The 17689-nt window shown below is 68.3% G+C and carries 17 protein-coding genes and 4 pseudogenes; 14 read left to right on the top strand and 7 right to left on the bottom strand.

The features are described from left to right. The first annotated feature begins 60 nt into the window (after positions 1 to 60). On the top strand, positions 61 to 996 hold the full coding sequence (gene hemC, locus ACIBK0_RS40615; protein ID WP_399091717.1) for a hydroxymethylbilane synthase: 936 nt from the start codon (positions 61 to 63) through the stop codon (positions 994 to 996). Between the two features lie 207 nt (positions 997 to 1203). Here hemC and ACIBK0_RS40620 read toward each other — a convergent pair whose 3' ends face one another. Next, complete coding sequence (locus tag ACIBK0_RS40620; RefSeq protein WP_399091720.1) at positions 1204 to 1650, bottom strand: hypothetical protein; 447 nt, start codon at positions 1648 to 1650, stop codon at positions 1204 to 1206. A 301-nt stretch (positions 1651 to 1951) separates the two neighbouring features. Here ACIBK0_RS40620 and ACIBK0_RS40625 point away from each other — a divergent pair. After that, positions 1952 to 2125, top strand: a pseudogene (locus tag ACIBK0_RS40625) (JmjC domain-containing protein); the annotation flags it as partial. A 227-nt stretch (positions 2126 to 2352) separates the two neighbouring features. After that, positions 2353 to 2655 (top strand): hypothetical protein, encoded by a 303-nt coding sequence (locus ACIBK0_RS40630; protein ID WP_399091723.1) that lies wholly within the window; start codon positions 2353 to 2355, stop codon positions 2653 to 2655. Positions 2656 to 3115: 460 nt separating this feature from the next. On the opposite strand, the gene ACIBK0_RS40635 is transcribed toward ACIBK0_RS40630, so the two are convergent. Beyond that, a complete protein-coding gene (locus tag ACIBK0_RS40635; protein ID WP_399091726.1) occupies positions 3116 to 3913 on the bottom strand; it encodes an IS110 family transposase in 798 nt (265 codons plus the stop codon). A gap of 912 nt (positions 3914 to 4825) precedes the next feature. Between ACIBK0_RS40635 and ACIBK0_RS40640 the strand changes: the two genes are divergently transcribed. The 3 genes from ACIBK0_RS40640 to ACIBK0_RS40650 all read left to right on the top strand — a co-directional run bounded on the left by ACIBK0_RS40640 (position 4826) and on the right by ACIBK0_RS40650 (position 7492). Further along, the gene (locus ACIBK0_RS40640; protein WP_399091729.1) at positions 4826 to 5176 is read left to right on the top strand and encodes a YciI family protein; all 351 of its coding nucleotides are present in this window, start codon (positions 4826 to 4828) and stop codon (positions 5174 to 5176) included. After that, on the top strand, positions 5173 to 6465 hold the full coding sequence (locus ACIBK0_RS40645; protein ID WP_399091732.1) for an RNA polymerase sigma factor: 1293 nt from the start codon (positions 5173 to 5175) through the stop codon (positions 6463 to 6465). The genes ACIBK0_RS40640 and ACIBK0_RS40645 overlap by 4 nt, the downstream gene beginning before the upstream one ends. 700 nt (positions 6466 to 7165) lie before the next feature. Then, positions 7166 to 7492 carry a hypothetical protein gene (locus ACIBK0_RS40650; RefSeq protein ID WP_399091915.1) on the top strand — a complete coding sequence of 109 codons (327 nt, stop codon included), beginning with the start codon at positions 7166 to 7168 and terminating at the stop codon, positions 7490 to 7492. Positions 7493 to 7518: 26 nt separating this feature from the next. Here the strand turns inward: ACIBK0_RS40650 and ACIBK0_RS40655 are convergent, their stop codons facing one another. Together ACIBK0_RS40655 and ACIBK0_RS40660 are read right to left on the bottom strand one after the other, a co-directional pair. Further along, a complete protein-coding gene (locus ACIBK0_RS40655; RefSeq protein ID WP_399091735.1) occupies positions 7519 to 7947 on the bottom strand; it encodes a VOC family protein in 429 nt (142 codons plus the stop codon). 113 nt (positions 7948 to 8060) lie between these two features. Further along, positions 8061 to 8836: pseudogene (locus tag ACIBK0_RS40660) on the bottom strand (transposase). Positions 8837 to 8989: 153 nt separating this feature from the next. On the opposite strand from ACIBK0_RS40660, the gene ACIBK0_RS40665 reads away from it, so the two are divergent. The 5 genes and pseudogenes from ACIBK0_RS40665 to ACIBK0_RS40685 all read left to right on the top strand — a co-directional run bounded on the left by ACIBK0_RS40665 (position 8990) and on the right by ACIBK0_RS40685 (position 14052). Continuing rightward, the gene (locus ACIBK0_RS40665) at positions 8990 to 9514 is read left to right on the top strand and encodes a PadR family transcriptional regulator (RefSeq protein ID WP_399091738.1); all 525 of its coding nucleotides are present in this window, start codon (positions 8990 to 8992) and stop codon (positions 9512 to 9514) included. Beyond that, a complete protein-coding gene (locus ACIBK0_RS40670; RefSeq protein WP_399091741.1) occupies positions 9511 to 10209 on the top strand; it encodes an ABC transporter ATP-binding protein in 699 nt (232 codons plus the stop codon). Before ACIBK0_RS40665 ends, ACIBK0_RS40670 begins: the two co-directional genes overlap by 4 nt. Continuing rightward, entirely contained in the window at positions 10206 to 12500 is a 2295-nt protein-coding gene (locus ACIBK0_RS40675; RefSeq protein WP_399091744.1) for an FtsX-like permease family protein, read from the top strand. The genes ACIBK0_RS40670 and ACIBK0_RS40675 overlap by 4 nt, the downstream gene beginning before the upstream one ends. A gap of 525 nt (positions 12501 to 13025) precedes the next feature. Beyond that, positions 13026 to 13553, top strand: a pseudogene (locus tag ACIBK0_RS40680) (IS5 family transposase); the annotation flags it as partial. Between the two features lie 61 nt (positions 13554 to 13614). Beyond that, positions 13615 to 14052 carry a DUF6086 family protein gene (locus tag ACIBK0_RS40685; protein ID WP_399091747.1) on the top strand — a complete coding sequence of 146 codons (438 nt, stop codon included), beginning with the start codon at positions 13615 to 13617 and terminating at the stop codon, positions 14050 to 14052. A gap of 197 nt (positions 14053 to 14249) precedes the next feature. On the opposite strand, the gene ACIBK0_RS40690 is transcribed toward ACIBK0_RS40685, so the two are convergent. Both ACIBK0_RS40690 and ACIBK0_RS40695 read right to left on the bottom strand, forming a co-directional pair. Next, positions 14250 to 14759 (bottom strand): hypothetical protein, encoded by a 510-nt coding sequence (locus ACIBK0_RS40690; RefSeq protein WP_399091750.1) that lies wholly within the window; start codon positions 14757 to 14759, stop codon positions 14250 to 14252. Between the two features lie 235 nt (positions 14760 to 14994). Continuing rightward, positions 14995 to 16000 (bottom strand): annotated as a pseudogene (locus ACIBK0_RS40695) (IS701 family transposase); the annotation flags it as partial. Here ACIBK0_RS40695 and ACIBK0_RS40700 point away from each other — a divergent pair. The 3 genes from ACIBK0_RS40700 (at position 15960) to ACIBK0_RS40710 (ending at position 17306) form a co-directional block, all read left to right on the top strand. After that, positions 15960 to 16097, top strand: coding sequence for a hypothetical protein (locus ACIBK0_RS40700; RefSeq protein ID WP_399091918.1), 138 nt, complete (start codon positions 15960 to 15962; stop codon positions 16095 to 16097). The pseudogene ACIBK0_RS40695 and the gene ACIBK0_RS40700 overlap by 41 nt on opposite strands. A gap of 390 nt (positions 16098 to 16487) precedes the next feature. Beyond that, the gene (locus tag ACIBK0_RS40705) at positions 16488 to 17048 is read left to right on the top strand and encodes a hemerythrin domain-containing protein (RefSeq protein WP_399091753.1); all 561 of its coding nucleotides are present in this window, start codon (positions 16488 to 16490) and stop codon (positions 17046 to 17048) included. Between the two features lie 33 nt (positions 17049 to 17081). After that, a complete protein-coding gene (locus ACIBK0_RS40710; protein ID WP_399091756.1) occupies positions 17082 to 17306 on the top strand; it encodes a CBS domain-containing protein in 225 nt (74 codons plus the stop codon). Between the two features lie 108 nt (positions 17307 to 17414). Here the strand turns inward: ACIBK0_RS40710 and ACIBK0_RS40715 are convergent, their stop codons facing one another. Next, positions 17415 to 17657, bottom strand: a complete 243-nt coding sequence (locus ACIBK0_RS40715) for a hypothetical protein (RefSeq protein WP_399091758.1) — start codon at positions 17655 to 17657, stop codon at positions 17415 to 17417. Between the last annotated feature and the right edge of the window lie 32 nt (positions 17658 to 17689).

Consider the following 17689-nt stretch of genomic DNA (forward strand, 5'->3'; position numbering starts at 1 on the left):
ATGAGATGGGCCTTGGGGCCGCTGCGCGGCGCCGGCCCGTAAAGGGCTAGGGTGGGCGGCATGTCCGCCCCGGAACTGATCCGCATCGTCTCCCGCGACTCACCCATGGCGCTCGCCCAGGTGGAGCGCGTACGCAGCGAACTCGCCGCGCTCCACCCGCACATCCGCACCGAGGTCGTGCCGGTCAAGACGACCGGCGACAAGTGGATGGGCGACCTGGCCCAGGTCGAGGGCAAGGGCGCGTTCACCAAGGAAGTCGACGCTGCCCTCCTCGCCGGCCAGGCGGACCTGGCGGTGCACTGCGTCAAAGACGTCCCCGCCGACCGGCCCCTGCCGGCCGGAACCGTATTCGCCGCCTTCCTCAAACGCGACGACATCCGCGACGCTCTTGTCCACCCCACCGGGCTCACCCTCGACGAACTGCCAGAAGGCACCCGCGTCGGCACCTCCTCCGTACGGCGCATCGCCCAGCTCGCCGCCTCCCACTCCCACCTGAACTGCGTACCGATGCGCGGCAACGCCAACCGCCGCCTGGACAAACTCGCCGCGGGCGACGCCGATGCCCTCCTCCTGGCCGTCTCCGGCCTGAAACGCATCGACCGCACGGACGTGATCACCGAGATCCTCCCGCCCGAGGTGATGATGCCGCCGATCGGCGCCGGGATCCTCGCCCTCCAGTGCCGCGAGAACGACACCGACCTGATCGACACGGTCAGCGGCCTCGGCCATCCCGACACCCACCGGGAAGCCACCGCCGAGCGCATGTTCCTCCACGTCCTCCAAGGCCACTGCAACTCACCCATCGCCGGATACGCCAAAGCCGAACGCAACGGTGAACTGTCCCTGCGCGCATGCGTGTTCACCCCCGACGGCAAAACCGTCCTCAACGCCCACGAATGGGCGGGTCCCCTCGACCTGGCCACCTTGGGCACCTCGGTCGCCGTCGCACTGCTCCGCCAGGGCGCACGCACCCTGATCGACTCCATCGCGCACTGACAGGACCCGACCTGTCGGGACCCTGCAGCGCGGGAAGAGGACCTTCGCCACGATGGGTGACCGTGTGAAGCAGCGGATGCCGAAGCAGGCCAACACGGTCGGGGACGGCACATCGTCCGTCTCGTGTGCCGGGGAGGTCCAGGACCCGGGGTCGCCGACCGTGCGCGCTTGCACGGGACGGGGGCCCCGTCGCCGACGGACGCCTTCTTATCTGCTGTCGCCCGTAGGCGCCAGGCCCTCAGGACGGAGCGGACGGCTTCGGGTGATGCGGTACAGGGCCCGGTTGCGCCCGTACGACCGGTCTTGGTGGGCGAGAGCTGCCCGCCGGAAGGGCACCGCGGCCTTGTGGTGCCCGGTCTCGGAGTAGGGCAGGCCTTGGGCGTAGTCCAGCTCGGCGTACCCGTGGAAGGCGGCCCAGTCCGGTGCGGGCCGTCCGCGTTTGGAGCGTTCGACCATGCGCACGGACTCGGCGAGCTTCTTGCGGGCCCTGCTCTGGTCCTTCATCAAGGACAGGGCGCGGGCTTCGCGGGAGGCGATCAGCGACAGTAGTACGGGGGAGCCGATAGGGACCGCGAATTGGTGGGCGGCGCGGGCGAGTTCGTAGCCGTCGCGGGGCCGACCCTCGTAGCTGACCTGCATGCTCGGCGAGACCATGACCCGATGGTGTCCGGAAAAGCGCTGGTGTTGATGATGCGGCGGACGTGTCGCAGATGCCGGACGGTGAGAGAGGGGACGTCACCGCCGCCGTACGGGTCATCCAGGGTGTACAGGGACCGCAGGCCCTCGCGGAGTTCGAGAAGGTGAGCCGTGCCGACGGCTTCCGGATGCCCGAACAGAACACCACCCAGAGCGGGGGCGGCCTGCTGGTTGCCGCCCGCCGGATCAGCGCAGCCCGTTCGCGTGTCGAGCAGCGTGCGACGGCGGAGGCAACGGCCGGTCGCCGGCGCCCGTATGACGGGACGTTGAGGCCCCACCCGAGCCGGTCGACGAACCGCTCGTCGACAAGTCCTGACGGCTGGTGACGTCCTGTATCTGTCGCGCCGGCTGGTGGCACGCTGTCTCCGCCGACCAGAGCACGCCCTCGCTTCACCTCACCTTCGGCCTTACCACGCAGACCGGGGGGCGGCTGGCGGCGCGTACCGGTGGACACCTCTCCGGTCCCTTTGCCACGTCGACCCGCGCGCCGAACAGTATTGAGACCAAAGTTGGCTATTGTCTCAAATCGGTAATCTGCAGCGTGTGTGCAGGCGTTTATGACGATTCATCAGGAAGATTCCCTTTGTCGGTTACTGGCCGACAGTTCAACCTCGTGATCGGCGAGGCTCTCGCCGCATCCTGCACGGAAGGGAACCACTCATGTTCCACAGCAGACGCATCGCCGCCGCCGCGCTCGTAGCCTTCGCGATTGTCGGAGCCGGCGCACTTCCGGCCTCCGCCGCCGAGCGTGGAGACGACCGCGGGCACCACAGGAGCTACGACCACGACTACGACCGCTTCCGCGGTAACGGATGGCATCACGAACACGAACACGACTACAACCACGGCCGCGACCGCTTCCGCGGTGACGGATGGCAGCACGACTACGGCCACCACTACGGCCGCGACCGCTTCCGCGGTAACGGATGGCGGCACGACAACGGCTACCACTCCTGGCGGTAAGGAGCCGTGCCGTCAGGCCCCGCGCTGAGCCGTTCCGGGCGAGGTGTCGAGAACCTGCGCATGTGAACGAGTGTCATCACAGGCTCGATGTCGGGATTCCGCTGCCTGGACCGCAGCACGACAAGCTTGGGGCGTGCCACGCAGCGGTTTCAGATTCCGTTGTGGTGGCAAGCTGATAGGCCCGCCGACCGGCAGTTACTCTCCAGGTCGGCGGGTCTGCGGGCGCTGCCGTCGTAGCCCTGAAAGTCCTTGGTGTGCAACCGAAGCCGCGTTCGAGGTGCAGCACGGCTGCGAGGGCCGTGGTGAACAGCTGCCGTCGCTTGCACGACTGATCCGTGGGCCGACGGATCCTCGCCTCGCCCGCATCAACCGCATGCGGCGCCAGTGCCGCGAGTGGCACAAGCCACCCGAATCGGCGATCGACTCCAGTCTCGGAGCTCCAGGGATTCTCCCGATGGCGTCACGGGGCCCACCCACGAAACGCGGTAAACCCGCGGGTCACAGAATTCCCTCGGAGCGAGCGTCTGCCGTCCCATTGCTTGCTCGACCGCGGGAGGCTGGCGGAGCCAGGTCCGGTGGAATACCTCAAGAAGCCGGTCGGTCTCGGTTTTGATCTGGCGTTGGCGTCCGGCGCCTGTGTGACGGCGTTCCTCGGCCGGGTGCGGGTGAGCCGGGCGTCCTGGGCCGGAGTGGGCGCGATCGCCAGGATCGCGCGGGCGTCCCGGGCCAGCAGCCGCTCGCGCTTGTCGGTGAACGCTTCGAGGATCGCGGGACAGTACTCCCGTAGGTGTGAGCGCAGCCGGTTGTGGGCGCGGGTGCGGTCCCAGACCGCGTTCAGCTGGGCCCTGGCGAGGACGGCGATCGCCTTGACCAGGTCGGAGTCGCTCGGCAGCGGGCGGTGTAGTGCAGCGTGAGTGCGCAGGATGTTGGCCAGGACGACGGTGTCTTGGTGGTCGGACTTCTTCCGGGAGACCACGTGCCGGTCGCGGTAGCGCGCGACAGCCATCGGATTGATCGCGTGGACCCGGCGTCCGGAGGCCCGCAGGCCGGCCACCGGCAGGCCCCGGGAGGTCTCGATCGCGACCGGGATCGGATCGTCCGGGCTGTCGCGGTACTCGGTGAGCAGGTGCAGCAGATTCTGGAAGCCCGCCGCGTCGTCGCTGATCCTGAGCTTGCCGAGCAGTCGGCCGTCGGAGTCGACCACCGCCACATCGTGGTGGTCCTCGGCCCAGTCGATTCCGCAGGTTGCGTGCACCACACGCTCCTTTCGAGGGTCCGCTGTCCGCCGGCATCAAGCCGCGGGAGGACCACCCGGCGACCTAGTGGAAGCGCTCTCGGGCGCACCGCCCCATCAGCCGTCCGTGGCCCCAGTCCTGCTCAGGGGCCTCAGTCTCGTGAAGAACTCGACGGCTCCGGCTGATCGGGAGGTAGCCCTGGGCACGGCTCGAACCATGGCACGGTACGGCGGCTGGGTGCGACACGGCAGGGGCTGGAACAGCGTCCCTCTTGTCGAAGCACTTTGTGCGCTGCTTAAAGCCCAGACGTCTTGTCCAGCCCCTGCCAGGACCGGCCCAACGGCCAACCCACGTGCCTATCAGGCGTACAGCCACCGCAAGGCAAGGCCCGCGCCCACCTCCGCAAGCGCGGCATCCGGTACGCGATCCCGGAGAAGAAGGACCACAAGGCCGCCTGCCTGCGCCAGGTTCACGGGGCGGACGGCCCTACGGATTCGATGCCTCGCCGTACAAGAAGCGCAACACGGTGAAGCGGGCGATCAATAGGTTGAAGCAATTGAGGGCCGCGGCCACGCGGTATGACAAGAGCGGCTACGTCTTCCTGGGCAGCGTCACCGCGGCGGCGCTCATGATCCGGCTGCGCATATAGCGGCGCCCAGAAGCGGGGGTCGAGGAACGTCGGGAGGAAAACCGACACTAAGCCCACCGCGTGCCTGCGACCGCTTTGACTTGTGCTTTGCCGGTCGCTGTGCGAGCCGGAGGGCACCGAGGACGAGTGAGACAGAACCACGCCAGGGCCAACGACCGGCACGCGGCCGAGCACCTTGTCGGAGCCAGCCCGGGGGCATCTGAAAAACTTCGCGTACGGTCTGTCGAATTCGCGTCGCCCGTCCGACGTAGAGGCGTACCGACCAGACACACAGCCAAGGAGACCCATGATGGCCCAGTACGCGATCCTCATCTTCGACAACCCTGCGGCCGGCGACTACACCCCCGAGCAGCAGGCGGCGAGCAAGCGGCACGCCGAGGACCTCATCGACTCCGGCGCCATGATCACGGCGTACGCGCTGCAGTCCACCGACACCGCCACCTCGCTGCGCGGCGACGTGGTCACCGACGGCCCCTTCATCGACTCCAAGGAAGTCATCGCCGGCGTCTGCATCATCGAGGCTCCCGACCTGGACGCCGCCCTGGAGCTGGCGCGTCGTAACCCCGCTGTCCAGTGGGGCCGTGGCGGTGTCGAGGTGCGGCCCGTCGCAGGCGGCATCGCGCCCATCGCCCGGTGACGGCTGCGACGGACGCAGGACAGGCGGTCGCCGAGGCGCACCGGCGCGAGTGGGCCTTCGTGCTCGCCGCGACGGTCCGCGTCGCCCGCGACATGGACCTGGCCGAGGAGTGCGTACAGGAGGCGTACGCCGCGGCGCTGTCGGCGTGGGAACGCGACGGGATCCCGCGCAGCCCCGCAGCGTGGCTCACCACTGCGGCCAAGCGCCGGGCGATGGACGCGATGCGCCGGGAGCGGACGTTCCGCTCGAAGCTGCCGCTGCTGGTGGAGCCCGAAGAGGCCGTCGCGGAGCTCGCCTTGGACGAGCGGGACGAACAGGACGAGGGGGAGGCTGTGGATTCGGAGGATGTCGTGCCCGACGAGCGGCTGCGGCTCATCTTCACCTGCTGCCATCCCGCGCTCGCGCAGGAGGCGCAACTCGCGCTCACGCTGCGGCTGGTGTGCGGGCTGCCGACACCGGACGTCGCCCGGGCGCTGCTGGTGTCGGAACAGACGATGGCCGCCCGGATCACCCGGGCGAAGAAGAAGATCTCCGCCGCCCGCATCCCCTACCGCCTGCCACGCCCGGCGGAGCTCCCGGACCGGCTGACGGCCGTACTCGGCGTACTCCACCTGCTGTTCACCGCCGGCCACACGGCCCCCTCGGGCCCCGCGCTGATGCGCACCGACCTGGCCGACCGCGCGCTGTACCTGACCCGCACACTGCGCAACCTCATGCCCGACGAGCCGGAGGCCCGCGGGCTGCTGGCGCTGCTCCTCGTCAACGACGCCCGGCGCGCCACCCGGACCGGGGCCGACGGCCGGCTGCTGCGGCTGGCAGAGCAGGACCGCTCGCTGTGGGACCGTACCGCGCTGGCCGAGGCGCACGAGCTGATCGTGGCCGGGCTGCGCGGCGGCCGCGCGGGGCGCTACATGCTGCAGGCGGCGATCGCCTCCCTGTACGCCGAGGCGCCGACGTACGAGGAGACGGATTGGCCACAGATCGTGGCCCTCTACGACGGGCTGCTGTCGCTCTGGCCCTCACCGGTAGTCGCACTGAACCGCACCGTGCCGGTGTCAATGGCCCAAGGAGCCGCGGTCGGACTGGCGCAGGTCGAGGCCCTGGAGCAGGACGGCCGGCTCTCCCGGTACCAGTACCTGCCGGCGATCAAGGCGGACCTGCTACAGCGCCTCGGTCGTCCTGACGAGGCGGCGGCCGCGTACCAGCAGGCCCTGGAGCTGACCAGCAACGAGGCTGAGCGCGCGTTCCTCACCGCCCGCCTCACCAATCAGGAGACCAGCCCCGCATGAGTGAAGTCCGTTGATGTCGGCGTAGCGCACTCGCCTCACGCTTCTCGAGATAACTCGGTTGCCGCGAAGCTGGACCGTAGTGTCCGCCCAACTCAGCCGGTTGCCAGTGCCCGGCGATACGGTCCGCAGCGTGGCTTGCCGCTCCACGCAGCGACGAGCTTGGGGTCCACGGTGTTCACCATGTCGACGGGACGGGTGCTGTGGATCATGCGGGGCGGGAAACCGCAGCCGTCAAGGACGTGGGAAAGACAGGCAGTTGAGGCCGGGCTCCGCCCGGCCTTTGTTCCTTTGGTGACCATGACGTGCGGGTTGTCCGTCTGCCATGCCTCACTGTGGGCCAGGCGCCGCTGCGGCACCGCCCAGGAAGCGGGGTCCAAGGGGGCCCCTGCATCGTGGGCTTCGACCACGGCGTTCAGGGCCACCACGACGCGCTCCACTGCACCGAGGACATGCGCGTCGTCGGCTTCCGCGAGCGCGGGCAGTTCGTCCTCGAACGTGTCGAGGACGGCAAGGGTCGCCCTCAGCAGCGCTTTGGGGACAACGGGACTGAGTGGCCAGGGAGCTCGCGGCCCACTCAGGTGTCAGTAACGGGGACGAACAGCCACGACTTGATCTCGACTCAGAAAATGCCGGGACACAGCGCGAGGTTGCGTACGAATGTACGACCATGCCCTTAGACCTTGGGCCCCGCACCTCACGCATGCCGGAGGATCTGCCCCGGCCCCGAAATCCCCTGAACAGCCGGGGCGACGTGTTTGCGGGTGGTTGCCTGGCCCTGATCTTGCTACTTCTTGAGATTCCGGTTGCCTTCGTGCTGATCTTGGCATTGGGGTTGGAAGGGTGGGCCGGTTCGAACGGATCCATGAATACCGGCATGCCTCCGATGGACTGGGCGCCGGTGCTCTATGCCGACCGCGGCTACGACTTCGACAAGTACCGACGCCTACTTCGGCGGCGGGGTATCAAGCCGCTGAACAGCGGGGGCGTCAGGGGCTGCCGCGCCACTACACCGCTCTGCGGGACATGACCGAACGAGGGCACGTTCGCGGCACCTCAGTCGATACAGAACTCGTTGCCCTCGATGTCCAGCATCGGGATGCACGAATCATTGCCGTCATACAGCGTTCGCAGGTGTACCGCTCCGAGCGGGATCAGTCGTGCGCATTCGGCCTCAAGTGCGGCGAGGCGCTCTTTACCCACGAGTCCGGTGCCGACCCGCACGTCAAGATGCAGCCGGTTCTTGGCGGCCTTCCCTTCGGGGACGCGCTGGAAGTACAGCCGCGGGCCCACGCCTGAAGGGTCAATGCAGGCAAACCATGCGTCCTGCTGCTCAGGTGGCTGCGAGCGCTTGAAATCGTCCCACGTGGCAAACCCCTCCGGTGGCGGCGGTACGACGTACCCCAGCACCTCGCACCAGAAACGGGCGAGGCGCTCAGGTTCTGCGCAGTCGAAGGTGACTTGGAATTTCTTGATCGACATCACAGGGCCACCGTATTGGCACGTGCCCTTCAGCGAAACCCCCAGGGTGTCGACACCGCGCAGGTCGAGCGCCTTGCGTTAGGCGTCTTTCCGAAGGGGCGGCCGACCGGCCGCGGTCATGTCGCCTGCGGTGGTGTAGTGGGCGTGAGTTGGTCTGTGGCCTGGGGGTAGATCTTGTCCATGCTGCCTTCGGGGAGGTAGCGGCGGGAGAAGGCGATCCATTCGACGTGCATTTCGACGAGCACGGCGGTCGTGAGTCGTTCGAGGGCGGCGGGGTTGGGGAAGATCTGGACGAGGTCGGTGCGACGCTTGATCTCGCGGTTGAGTCGTTCAAGCGGGTTGGTGGACTGGATCTTCTTCCAGTGCCGCTCGGGGAAGTCTGCGAAGGAGGTCAAGTCCTCCTTGGCTTCCAGGAGCATGTCTCTGGCCTTGGGGAACTGCCGGGCGAGAAGAGGTAGCTCCGTGCCAAGCTCGCCGCAGATCCGGGAGACCTCGCTCTTGGAGATCCCGGTGTCACCGCCCAGGGCCTTGACCAGGTCATCCACACTCCGGGTGGACATGCCGTGCACGTATGCCTCCATGATGACCGCGTAGAGCGCCTGGTCGATGCGGCGCCGGCGCTCCAGCAGTGACGGGAAGAAACTGCCGATGCGAACTTTGGGAGTCGCCAGGTCCAAGTCCCCGGCCTGCGTGGTGAGTAACTTCTCCCGGTGCCCGTTGCGCCAGGCCGTGCGCGTCTCGGTGTGCTCGCCGAGCTCCGCACCGATGTGGGCGGTGGCCTCGGCTTCGTGAGTTCCCGCAGGATCCGCTGGGCCAGAACCCTGACCGACTCGATCCCGTCCGCCGTACGCAGTGACTCCATCAGGCGGAGGTCATGCTGGGACGAGGCCATCGCGCGTCCTCTCGTTGAACGAGCCTCTCTACTTGGAGAGTTGCGCGGTGGCTGCGCCATGACCTGGGGCTATGCGGGGATCGTTCTTACACCACTTGTCGGGACACCATCGCCCGTTGACGGCAACTAGATACTGAGTGTAGATACTGAGGTATGACCGTTCCTCTGGCACTCCTCGGACTCCTCGAACGGGAGTCGAGCCACGGCTACGACCTCAAGCGCGACTACGACACCTACTTCGGCCGGGGTAAGCCGCTGCCCGCCGGGCAGGTCTACTCGACCCTGGGCCGCCTCGCCCGTGACGGAAAGGTCCAGGTCGGCGAGACCGAGTCCGGGTCGGGGCCAGACCGCAAGCGCTACGTGATCACCGAGCTGGGGGTCACGCAGGTCGAGAGCTGGCTGACTGAGCCGGTCGCGGGTGAACCGCACCTGCAGACGGTGCTGTTCACCAAGGTCGTACTGGCGCTGTTGCTGGAGCGCGACCCCCGCGTGTACCTCGACATCCAGCGTGCCGCCCACATGGAGCGGATGCGGGCACTGACCGAACTGCGCCGGACCGGCAGCACGATCGACGCGCTGCTCGCCGACCACGGCGTGTTCCACCTGGAGGCCGATCTGCGATGGATGGACCTGACCGTGGCGCGGCTCGCCGCCCTGACAGCGGAGGTGCGCTCATGAGTTCGGACGAAGGCTTCCTTGTAGAAGCGCGGGAGGCCGTCCTGTCGTTCGGACAGACGCCCGCGCTGCAGGGCGCGAACCTCTCCGCCGCCGAAGGCGAGATCCTCGCCGTCACCGGCCCGAGCGGCTCCGGCAAGTCCACACTGCTGCACTGCTTGGCCGGGATCCTCGTACCTGACTCCGGCGAGATCTGGTTCGACGGCCGCCGCATCGACACCCAGCGCGAGCCCGAGCGCAGCGAACTGCGTCGGGACCGCTTCGGCTTCGTCTTCCAGTTCGGCCAGCTCGTCCCCGAGCTGACCGCCGAGGAGAACGTCGCTCTGCCGCTGCTGCTCGCCAAGTCCCGCAGGGCGAGCGCGCTGGCCGAGGCGCGGTCGTGGTTCGGGCGGCTCGGCCTGGACGGTCTCGAGGGGCGCCGGTCCGGCGAGCTCTCCGGCGGACAGGCACAGCGTGTCGCCCTGGCCCGCGCCCTGGTCTCCCGGCCCAAGGTGCTGTTCGCCGACGAGCCGACCGGGTCACTCGACTCGCTCACCGGCGAGCATGTGATGGACCTGCTGGTCGCCTCCGTACGCGAGGAGGGCACCACCGTCATCCTCGTCACCCACGAGCCGCGGGTGGCCGCGTACGCGAACCGTGAAGTCATTGTCCGCGACGGCAAGGTGACGTCGCTGTATGTCGAACGGCTCACCTCGTGATCCGCCTCGGCCTGCGCCTCACCCTGAGCGGCGGCAGGGAGGCCGCCGCCCGTCTCGCCGTCATCGTGGCCGCCGTCGCCCTCGGCGTCGGCCTGCTGCTGAGCATCCTGGCGGCCATCAACGCCACCGCTACCCAGAACAGCCGGAACGCCTGGCTCAACACCGGCTCCGGCAAGAGCGCGTCGAGCCAGTCCGCAGCGAAGGCGGACACGGACCCGCTGTGGTGGCTGCTGAGGGCGGACCACTTCGACGGCAAGATCATCGGTAGAGTCGACGTCGCCGCCACTGGCCCGAACTCCCCAGTCCCACCGGGCCTTTCACGCCTTCCTGGACCAGGCGAGTTCTACGCCTCACCGGCCCTCAGCAAGCTTCTCCACTCCACGCCGGTCGCCGAACTCGCCGACCGCTACCCCGGCCACGAGGTCGGCACGGTCGGTAAGTCGGCGCTCCCGGGCCCCGACTCCCTGGTCATTGTCATCGGCCACAGCCCCGACCAGCTTGCAAAGCAGCACGACGCCACCCGGGTCACCTCGATCACCACCGTCACCCCCAGTGCCTGCAACGGCACGAACTGCACGGTCAGGGCGGGCATCGACAACAGGGGCATCAAGCTCATCCTCTCCGTCGCGGGTACCGCCCTGATCTTCCCGGTGCTCATCCTCATCGGCACGGCCACCCGGCTGGCGGCCGCCCGCCGTGAGCAGCGCTTCGCCGCGATGCGTCTGGTGGGCGCCACGCCGCGGCAGATCTCGATGATCTCGGCCGTCGAATCGACGGTCGCCGCGGTCATCGGTACGGCCGCGGGATTCGGCCTCTTCTCCCTGTTCCGTACGCAGTTGGCGGCGGTCAACCTCACGCGTACGCCGTACTTCGTCAGCGATCTCACACTCAGGACCGGTGACATCCTGCTCGTCGCGATCGCCGTCCCGGTGGGGGCCGCGATCGCGGCCCGGCTCGCCCTGCGCCGCGTGCAGGTCTCCCCGCTCGGGGTCACCCGGCGTGTCACGCCACGCCCGCCGCGGGTCTACCGGGTGATCCCGCTGGTCGCCGGTATCGCCGAACTCTCGTACACCATCGGCCGGGTGCCCAGGAGCACCAACGGCCAGATCTGGGTCTTCGTCCCGGGAATCCTGCTGGTCCTGACCGGACTCGTCATCGCAGGACCCTGGCTGACCATGACCGGAGCCCGCGTCCTGGCCCGGTTCACAAGCCGGCCTGCGCTGCTCATTGCAGGTCGGCGGCTGGCGGACGACCCGAAGGCCGGCTTCCGCGCGGTCAGCGGGCTGGTCCTCGCCCTGTGCGTCACCAGCGCGGCCGTCGGGATCATCGGCTCGCTGAACGCCGAGCGTGGCGTACCGAAGGGCAGCCCGGCGGTCGCCAGTGCCCTGGTCGCCAACTACATCCAGGGTTTCAACCGTCCGGGGGAGCCGGTCGGAAGCGTGCCCCCGCTCTCGGCGGCCACGCTCGGCGACCTGAACTCCGTACCGGGCGTCAAAGGCGTGCTGATGATCCACACGAATCCGCTCGGCACCACGGACCCGGCCTGGCGCGGCCCCCAAGGCGTCGGGACATCGCCGGTGGCCGGCCTGGCCTCGTGCGCCGAGCTCTCGAAGATGCCGGCCTACAGCACATGCGCCTCCGGAGCCGAAGCGGCGTCGGTCAGCGAGAACTACACCCTCTTCGGCACGTACGACTGGGAGCACTGGCCCACGGAATGGCCCGCCGCCGCCATCTCCACCCAGCGGCTCGCCCGCCTCCCGGTCCAGCAGATCGCCGTGGCCACCAACGGATCGACGTCGGCGATCGAACGCGCGCGCACCATCCTCGCCAATACGTATCCCGACCAGGACGTTCCATGGACCGTCCGGGAGGACCATGCCGAAAGTGGCGCGCAGCTCGCCGGATACCAGCAATTGGCCAACGTGGTCATCCTGGTCAGTTTCCCCATCGCCGGCTGCAGCCTGGCGGTGAGCGTGGCCGGCGGCCTGCGCGACCGCAAGCGCCCCTTCACTCTGCTGCGGCTGACCGGCACGCAGATCGGGGTGCTTCGGCGGGTGGTACTGCTGGAGAGCGCGGTTCCGCTCCTGGTGGTCGCGGTGGTGGCGATCGGGATGGGCTTCCTGGCTGCCCAGCTGTTCGTGCAGGCACAGTTCAACTACTCGATCCGGGCGCCGGGGATCCAGTACTACGCGATCGTGCTCGCCGGGCTCGTCGCCTCGCTGGGGGTCATCGCGTCCACGATGCCGCTGCTCAGGCGGATCACCGGACCCGAAACGGCACGCAACGAGTAGCAGATACGACGACGGCTCGGACCGGCTGACGGCAGCCGGTCCGAGCCGTCCTTCGTTCAGTGCGGCTGGATCGCGACCTCGTACTCGAGCAGCGCGACCAGGCTGCAGCCCATCAGCACCGGTGCGCACTTGTAGATCGTGTTCTTGCCGACACCTCGGTGTCCACGACCACGTCATCGACCCGGCCGCCGCCGCTCGCCGCACCGTGCTCCGACGCTGTTCCGCCCTTGAGACACGCCTGCTCGTACGGGGCGCTGCGGGTCGCCGAGGAGGCTTGCGCGATCGAGGGGCCAAAGCCTGTATGCCCGTCAGCCTCAAGCGTCAGGCACACGCGGGACAAGCCGGCCACGGCCGCCGCCGCGGCTTTCAAAGGACCGCGTCGTGCGGGTAGCCCGCATCCCACGGATGTAACCCAGCATTGCCCTCGTTCTCGACTGTCGGGGCAGGCGGGTACGGAGCGCGGGCAGGTCCAACTCAGGGAGACCTCTCTGGTCTACCGGCGCTTCGCCCAGTGGAGCCGCGACCAGTCGTGGCGAACTGGACTGGTCCCGGTGCGCCATCGACTCGGTCAGCATCCACGCCACCAAAGGGGGTCTTTGACCGGACCAAATCCGACCGACCGAGGCAAGAAGGGGTCAAAGATCCACCTGCTCTGCGACTGCAATCGCCTGCCGATCCCGCTGGGCATCTTGGCCGCCAACACCGATGACAGCCTGGACCTGCAACCGCTCGTCCGAGGGATCCCAGCGACCCGTTCACGCCGCGGACCGCGCCGGAGGCGGCCGGGCAAGCTGCATGCAGACAAGGGCTACGATTACGGCTACCTGCGCCCATGGCTTCTAGGCCGAGGCATCCGTCACCGGATCGCCCGCCGCGGGATCGAGCCCTCCGGTCGCCTGGGCCGTCACCACTGGGGTCGTGGAGCGGACCATCTCCTATCTGGCCGGGTGTCGACGGCTCCATCGCCGCTACGAGCGCAAGTCCGAACACTTCCTCGGCTTCGTAGGCATTGCCGCCGTCTTCATCTGCTATCGGCGCCTCGCGGCCGCCTGAAGGCACCGGACGGCCGCCGCTCCGGCTACGATTCCGCCGTGGACAATGGGGGGACCGAACGGTGAGCCAGTACTTCGACCTGGGCGAGCAAACCCTGTGGAACCCGTCGAACGGCGCGGCCCGGATGTTCCTGCGCCAGGTCTTCGTCTTCGAAGCCGAACTCGGCCTGCCATCCGGCGTCGGGCCCATGCAGGATGACGAGTGTCAGATTGACCCCGTTGCCCTCGGGACGTTTGTCGACACCCTCCTACAGCAGCATGTTCGAACGAATCATGCAGTCCTGATCGCTCTGTCCGAGGGCTTCATCGCGACGATGCTGGTCTTGGCACAGCGGGCCGGCATCGAGCTCACCTGGCCGACTGACGACACCCCTGACCCCGGCACCATCGCGGACATCCAGGTCCCGAGCGCAGTTCCGGACAGCACCACCGGTCCTCGCGCGCGGCTGGATCGGCTTCAGGACACCTCACGAACGCTCAGCACCTGCATGGCCCGTTGAGTAGACATCCACTGTGATCAACGAGCCAAGAGAAACAACGTTTGATACTCCAGCTGCAGATCGCGATCTTCGTGTCTGGGCGGCTTGTCGCTGATAGTGGTGGGCCTGGGATCGAGCCTGGTGGCGGCGTCGCCAGTGGACCAGTTGGGCCGTGCCGTGGATGGGCCAGCCTTCTCACCGGGCGGGGGCAGGGTCAGTCAGCGGTCGAGGTCGATCGTGAAGCGCCTCGTGCCCGGAGCGATCGTGTCGGCGTGGACCGAACCACGAGCCCGGTCGAATTCCCCGGTGCCGCCGGTGATCCCGTTGTCGAACGAAGGGGGAGGGCCCGGGTTGAGAATGCCGAAGACCATCCCCTGCACGGAGAGCTGGCCGCCCGGGAGGTTGTAGGTCACGACGCACTCCTCCGCTCCGCCGTTGTCGACCCGAGTGGTGGTGCAGGTACCGTCGGTGTCGCCGACCTGCTTGCCGTCCTGGTCGAAGAGGATCGAGCGGAAGACGGTCCGATCGCCCTGGGCGGGGGCGCCGCCGGGGTTGACGGGGAAGCGCGTCTGCTGCGCGAGCCGGCCGATGAGTGTGATGACCTGGTCTCTGCCCTTGGTGTGGGCGGAATCGGTGTCCGTCGCGGCGGCGGCCGCGACAGGGGCGCAGGCGAGAAGGGTAACCAGCGCAGTGGCCGTGCCGAGACAGTCTGCTCTGATGGGGCGCATCGTGTGGCTCCTGAGGTTGATGCTCATGGACGGTCAGGTGACGCATTCATAACTTCGGCTCTGCCGCCGCCCGGAACGTCCCGGCGCGACCCACCGTCAGATCCGACCAATCGGACCAACCCGGGACGAGAGACGGCTCGCTCGACCGGACGAGTCGCGCGGGCGGGTTGACGCCGGTGCAGCACATTGGCTCCTGACTCGGACGAGTGCCGCCCCTGGGATCGGAAGTAGGCACTCATGTCTGGGATGCGGCTTGTCGCCGGTAATGGATGGTGAGGGATCGCCGCTGATGGAGCCGCCGCCAGTGCGACCAGCCGAGCCGGTAGGCCATGTCGTGGCGAGGCTGCACGGCGACCGTGATGAACAGGCGCTGGATCTCGTTGCAGGACAGCGGGACCAGGCCGTCCGGTGTGGGGCTGCGGGCGTGTTCGTCGGCACGGACTACCGCGAGGAAGGCGTGGGCGAGCATCGCGAGGGTGACCCAGCGGGTCCAAGAGCGGTAGCGGCGACCCTGGTGCTCGTCGAGTCCCGCCAGCCCTTTCTCGGCCTGGACGGTCTCTTCCGCACGCCACCTCGAACCAGCGGTCTTGACCAGCACAGTCAGCGGGACTGGCTCGGTGGAGTGGCAGCGGTAATAGGCGAGTTCACCGGTGGTGCGGCTGCGGCTGCGGCGGATCAGGAGCTGGTGGCTGCCCGGCGTCGGGTCGGCGAGGTCGACGACGGCCCAGTCGTAGAACCGTTGCCCCTTCGCACGCGTCCGGCCGAGAGCTTCTGCGAGGCCCGCTTCGGCACTTTCTTCACCAGGACGTCGGCGCGGAACCTTCCTGCACCTGTGGCCATTTCGGCCGAGCAGGCCGCGGCAAGGACATGGCCGATGCCGCGCTCCTCCAGCGCCGCGCGCAGTCTCGGGTTGCCGCCATAGACCTCGTCACCCGTGACCCAGCCGACGCGGTGTCCGGCAGCCCAGAACCGTTCGATCATCCTGAGGGCCAGGTCCGGCTTGGTCGCGAAAACGGTGTCCTCGCCGAGCCCCGCCGCCCGGCAGCGATCCGGATCGCCCGTCCAGGAACGCGGAATGTACAACTCCCGGTCCACCGCCGCGTGTCCCCGGGCGCCGGCATAGACGAGGTAGACCGCGATCTGGGAGTTCTCGATCCGTCGGTTGTGCCGGTGTACTGGCGCTGGACCCCGACGGTGTGGATGCCCTTCTTCACATCGCCGGTCTCGTCGACGACGAGCACCGGGGCGCGGATGGCACGGGACCACCGCACCCTGATGCTGGCGGCCGCCGGTGCGCCCGTCCTGGTGTGGCTGGCCTGCCGCCTCCGGAAGGGGTGAATCAGGTAAAGGCATTCGCCGCGGTCAAGGCCGCCGTCGACCGCGCCGGAGCCACCGCCACCCGCCGACTGACCGGCACCTGGCCCGGCACGCCCAGAGGTGCCGGTGTGACCTGGAGGTCGGCACCCTCACCCGTTCAGCTCCCCGCACGGGAAGGTCAACACAGCCGTGTCCGCTCAGCACGTGATGCCCTTTCGACGAAGCACCCGAGGTCGACTGGCACCTGTACCAGGCTGGCCTCTTGCCGCCGGTCAGCGGCCCCCGCTTCATCCTGCAGCCGCATCCGGCGCAACCGGCCGGAAAATCCGTTACGGCACAAGCCCGTGGGGAACGCGTTGTGTGGCGTGCCGGGAACCGGCGGCGCGGGATCGAGGGAAGGCAGGGTGTGTCATGGCCGGACACGGCGGAGATGTCATTGCCGAACTGACGGCCGACCACCGTGAGGTGGACGAGCTGTTCGCGCAGATCGAGCAGATCGCGCCCGGCTCGGCCGAGCGCAAACGACTACTTGACCAGCTGACCATCGAGCTGGTGCGGCACTCGGTGGCCGAGGAGGAGTACCTCTACCCCGCGGTACGCGAGCATCTGGAGAACGGCGACGCCCTGGCCGACAAGGAGCTCGCCGACCACGCCCGAGTGGAGCAGCTCCTCAAGGACCTCGAGACGACGGACGCCGACGACCTCGAGTTCACCCGTCTCCTGGTGAACCTGAAGACCGAGGTCTTCGCCCACGTCAGGGACGAGGAGCACAACCTCTTCGTCCAGCTCCGCGAGGGCTGCCACCCGTTTGTCCTAGAGAGCCTGGGGACGAAGGTCCGCCACGCGAAGAAGACCGCCCCCACACGCCCCCACCCCGCAGCCCCCGACTCCCCGCCGGCCAACAAGCTCCTCGCCCCCGGCCTTGGACTGGTCGACCGCGCCCGCGACTACGTCACCGGCCGCGGCCAATAGCCCGCAGCTCCCCTGAGGCAGCACACCATGCCCGTGGCACGCGACATCATGTCGTCCGGAGCGGAATGCATCGGCGCCGAAGACAGCGTCCTGGACGCCGCCCGCAAGCTCACCGACATGGGGGTGGGAGCCCTGCCGGTCTGTGGCAGTGACGACAAACTCAAGGGCCTGATCACCGACCGCGACATCGTCACCGAGGTTCTCGGAGCGAGCAAAGATTCCTACCCTGCACAGCCGTCATCCGATGTGGAACGGTGAAATCACCGCAAGACCGCCGCATGAAACGCGAGCGATTGCCGGGACCGGCACCTGCTGACCGGCCCGTCCCGCTCCTCCTTGCGGAACCGAATCCACTTCCAGGGGGTGTCAGCCGTGGAAACCGTCACTTTCAAGAACAAGTACGTCGATGTCGCCGCGGACATCCACTTCCCGCCTGGCTTCGACCCGGCGCAAAAGTACCCGGCCATCGTCAGCGCCCACCCGGTCGGCAGCTGCAAAGAACAGACCTCCGGGTCGGTGTACGGCCAGGCGTTCGCCGAGGCAGGCCTCGTCGTCCTCGCGTTCGACGCGGCCTTCCAGGCCGCCAGCGGCGGCGAACCGCGACGCCACGTGGCGGGTGGAGGACTTCCGCTGCGCTGCCG

Source organism: Streptomyces sp. NPDC050564, from assembly GCF_044457265.1.
GTDB lineage: Bacteria > Actinomycetota > Actinomycetes > Streptomycetales > Streptomycetaceae > Streptomyces.

Bases quoted from the DNA above. Each gene is read 5' to 3' on its own strand.
- hemC (WP_399091717.1), top strand. From the start codon at position 61: ATGTCCGCCCCGGAACTGATCCGCATCGTCTCCCGCGACTCACCCATG.
- ACIBK0_RS40620 (WP_399091720.1), bottom strand. From the start codon at position 1,650: ATGGTCTCGCCGAGCATGCAGGTCAGCTACGAGGGTCGGCCCCGCGAC.
- ACIBK0_RS40630 (WP_399091723.1), top strand. From the start codon at position 2,353: ATGTTCCACAGCAGACGCATCGCCGCCGCCGCGCTCGTAGCCTTCGCG.
- ACIBK0_RS40640 (WP_399091729.1), top strand. From the start codon at position 4,826: ATGATGGCCCAGTACGCGATCCTCATCTTCGACAACCCTGCGGCCGGC.
- ACIBK0_RS40650 (WP_399091915.1), top strand. From the start codon at position 7,166: ATGCCGGAGGATCTGCCCCGGCCCCGAAATCCCCTGAACAGCCGGGGC.
- ACIBK0_RS40665 (WP_399091738.1), top strand. From the start codon at position 8,990: ATGACCGTTCCTCTGGCACTCCTCGGACTCCTCGAACGGGAGTCGAGC.
- ACIBK0_RS40670 (WP_399091741.1), top strand. From the start codon at position 9,511: ATGAGTTCGGACGAAGGCTTCCTTGTAGAAGCGCGGGAGGCCGTCCTG.
- ACIBK0_RS40690 (WP_399091750.1), bottom strand. From the start codon at position 14,759: ATGCGCCCCATCAGAGCAGACTGTCTCGGCACGGCCACTGCGCTGGTT.
- ACIBK0_RS40700 (WP_399091918.1), top strand. From the start codon at position 15,960: ATGCCCTTCTTCACATCGCCGGTCTCGTCGACGACGAGCACCGGGGCG.
- ACIBK0_RS40705 (WP_399091753.1), top strand. From the start codon at position 16,488: ATGGCCGGACACGGCGGAGATGTCATTGCCGAACTGACGGCCGACCAC.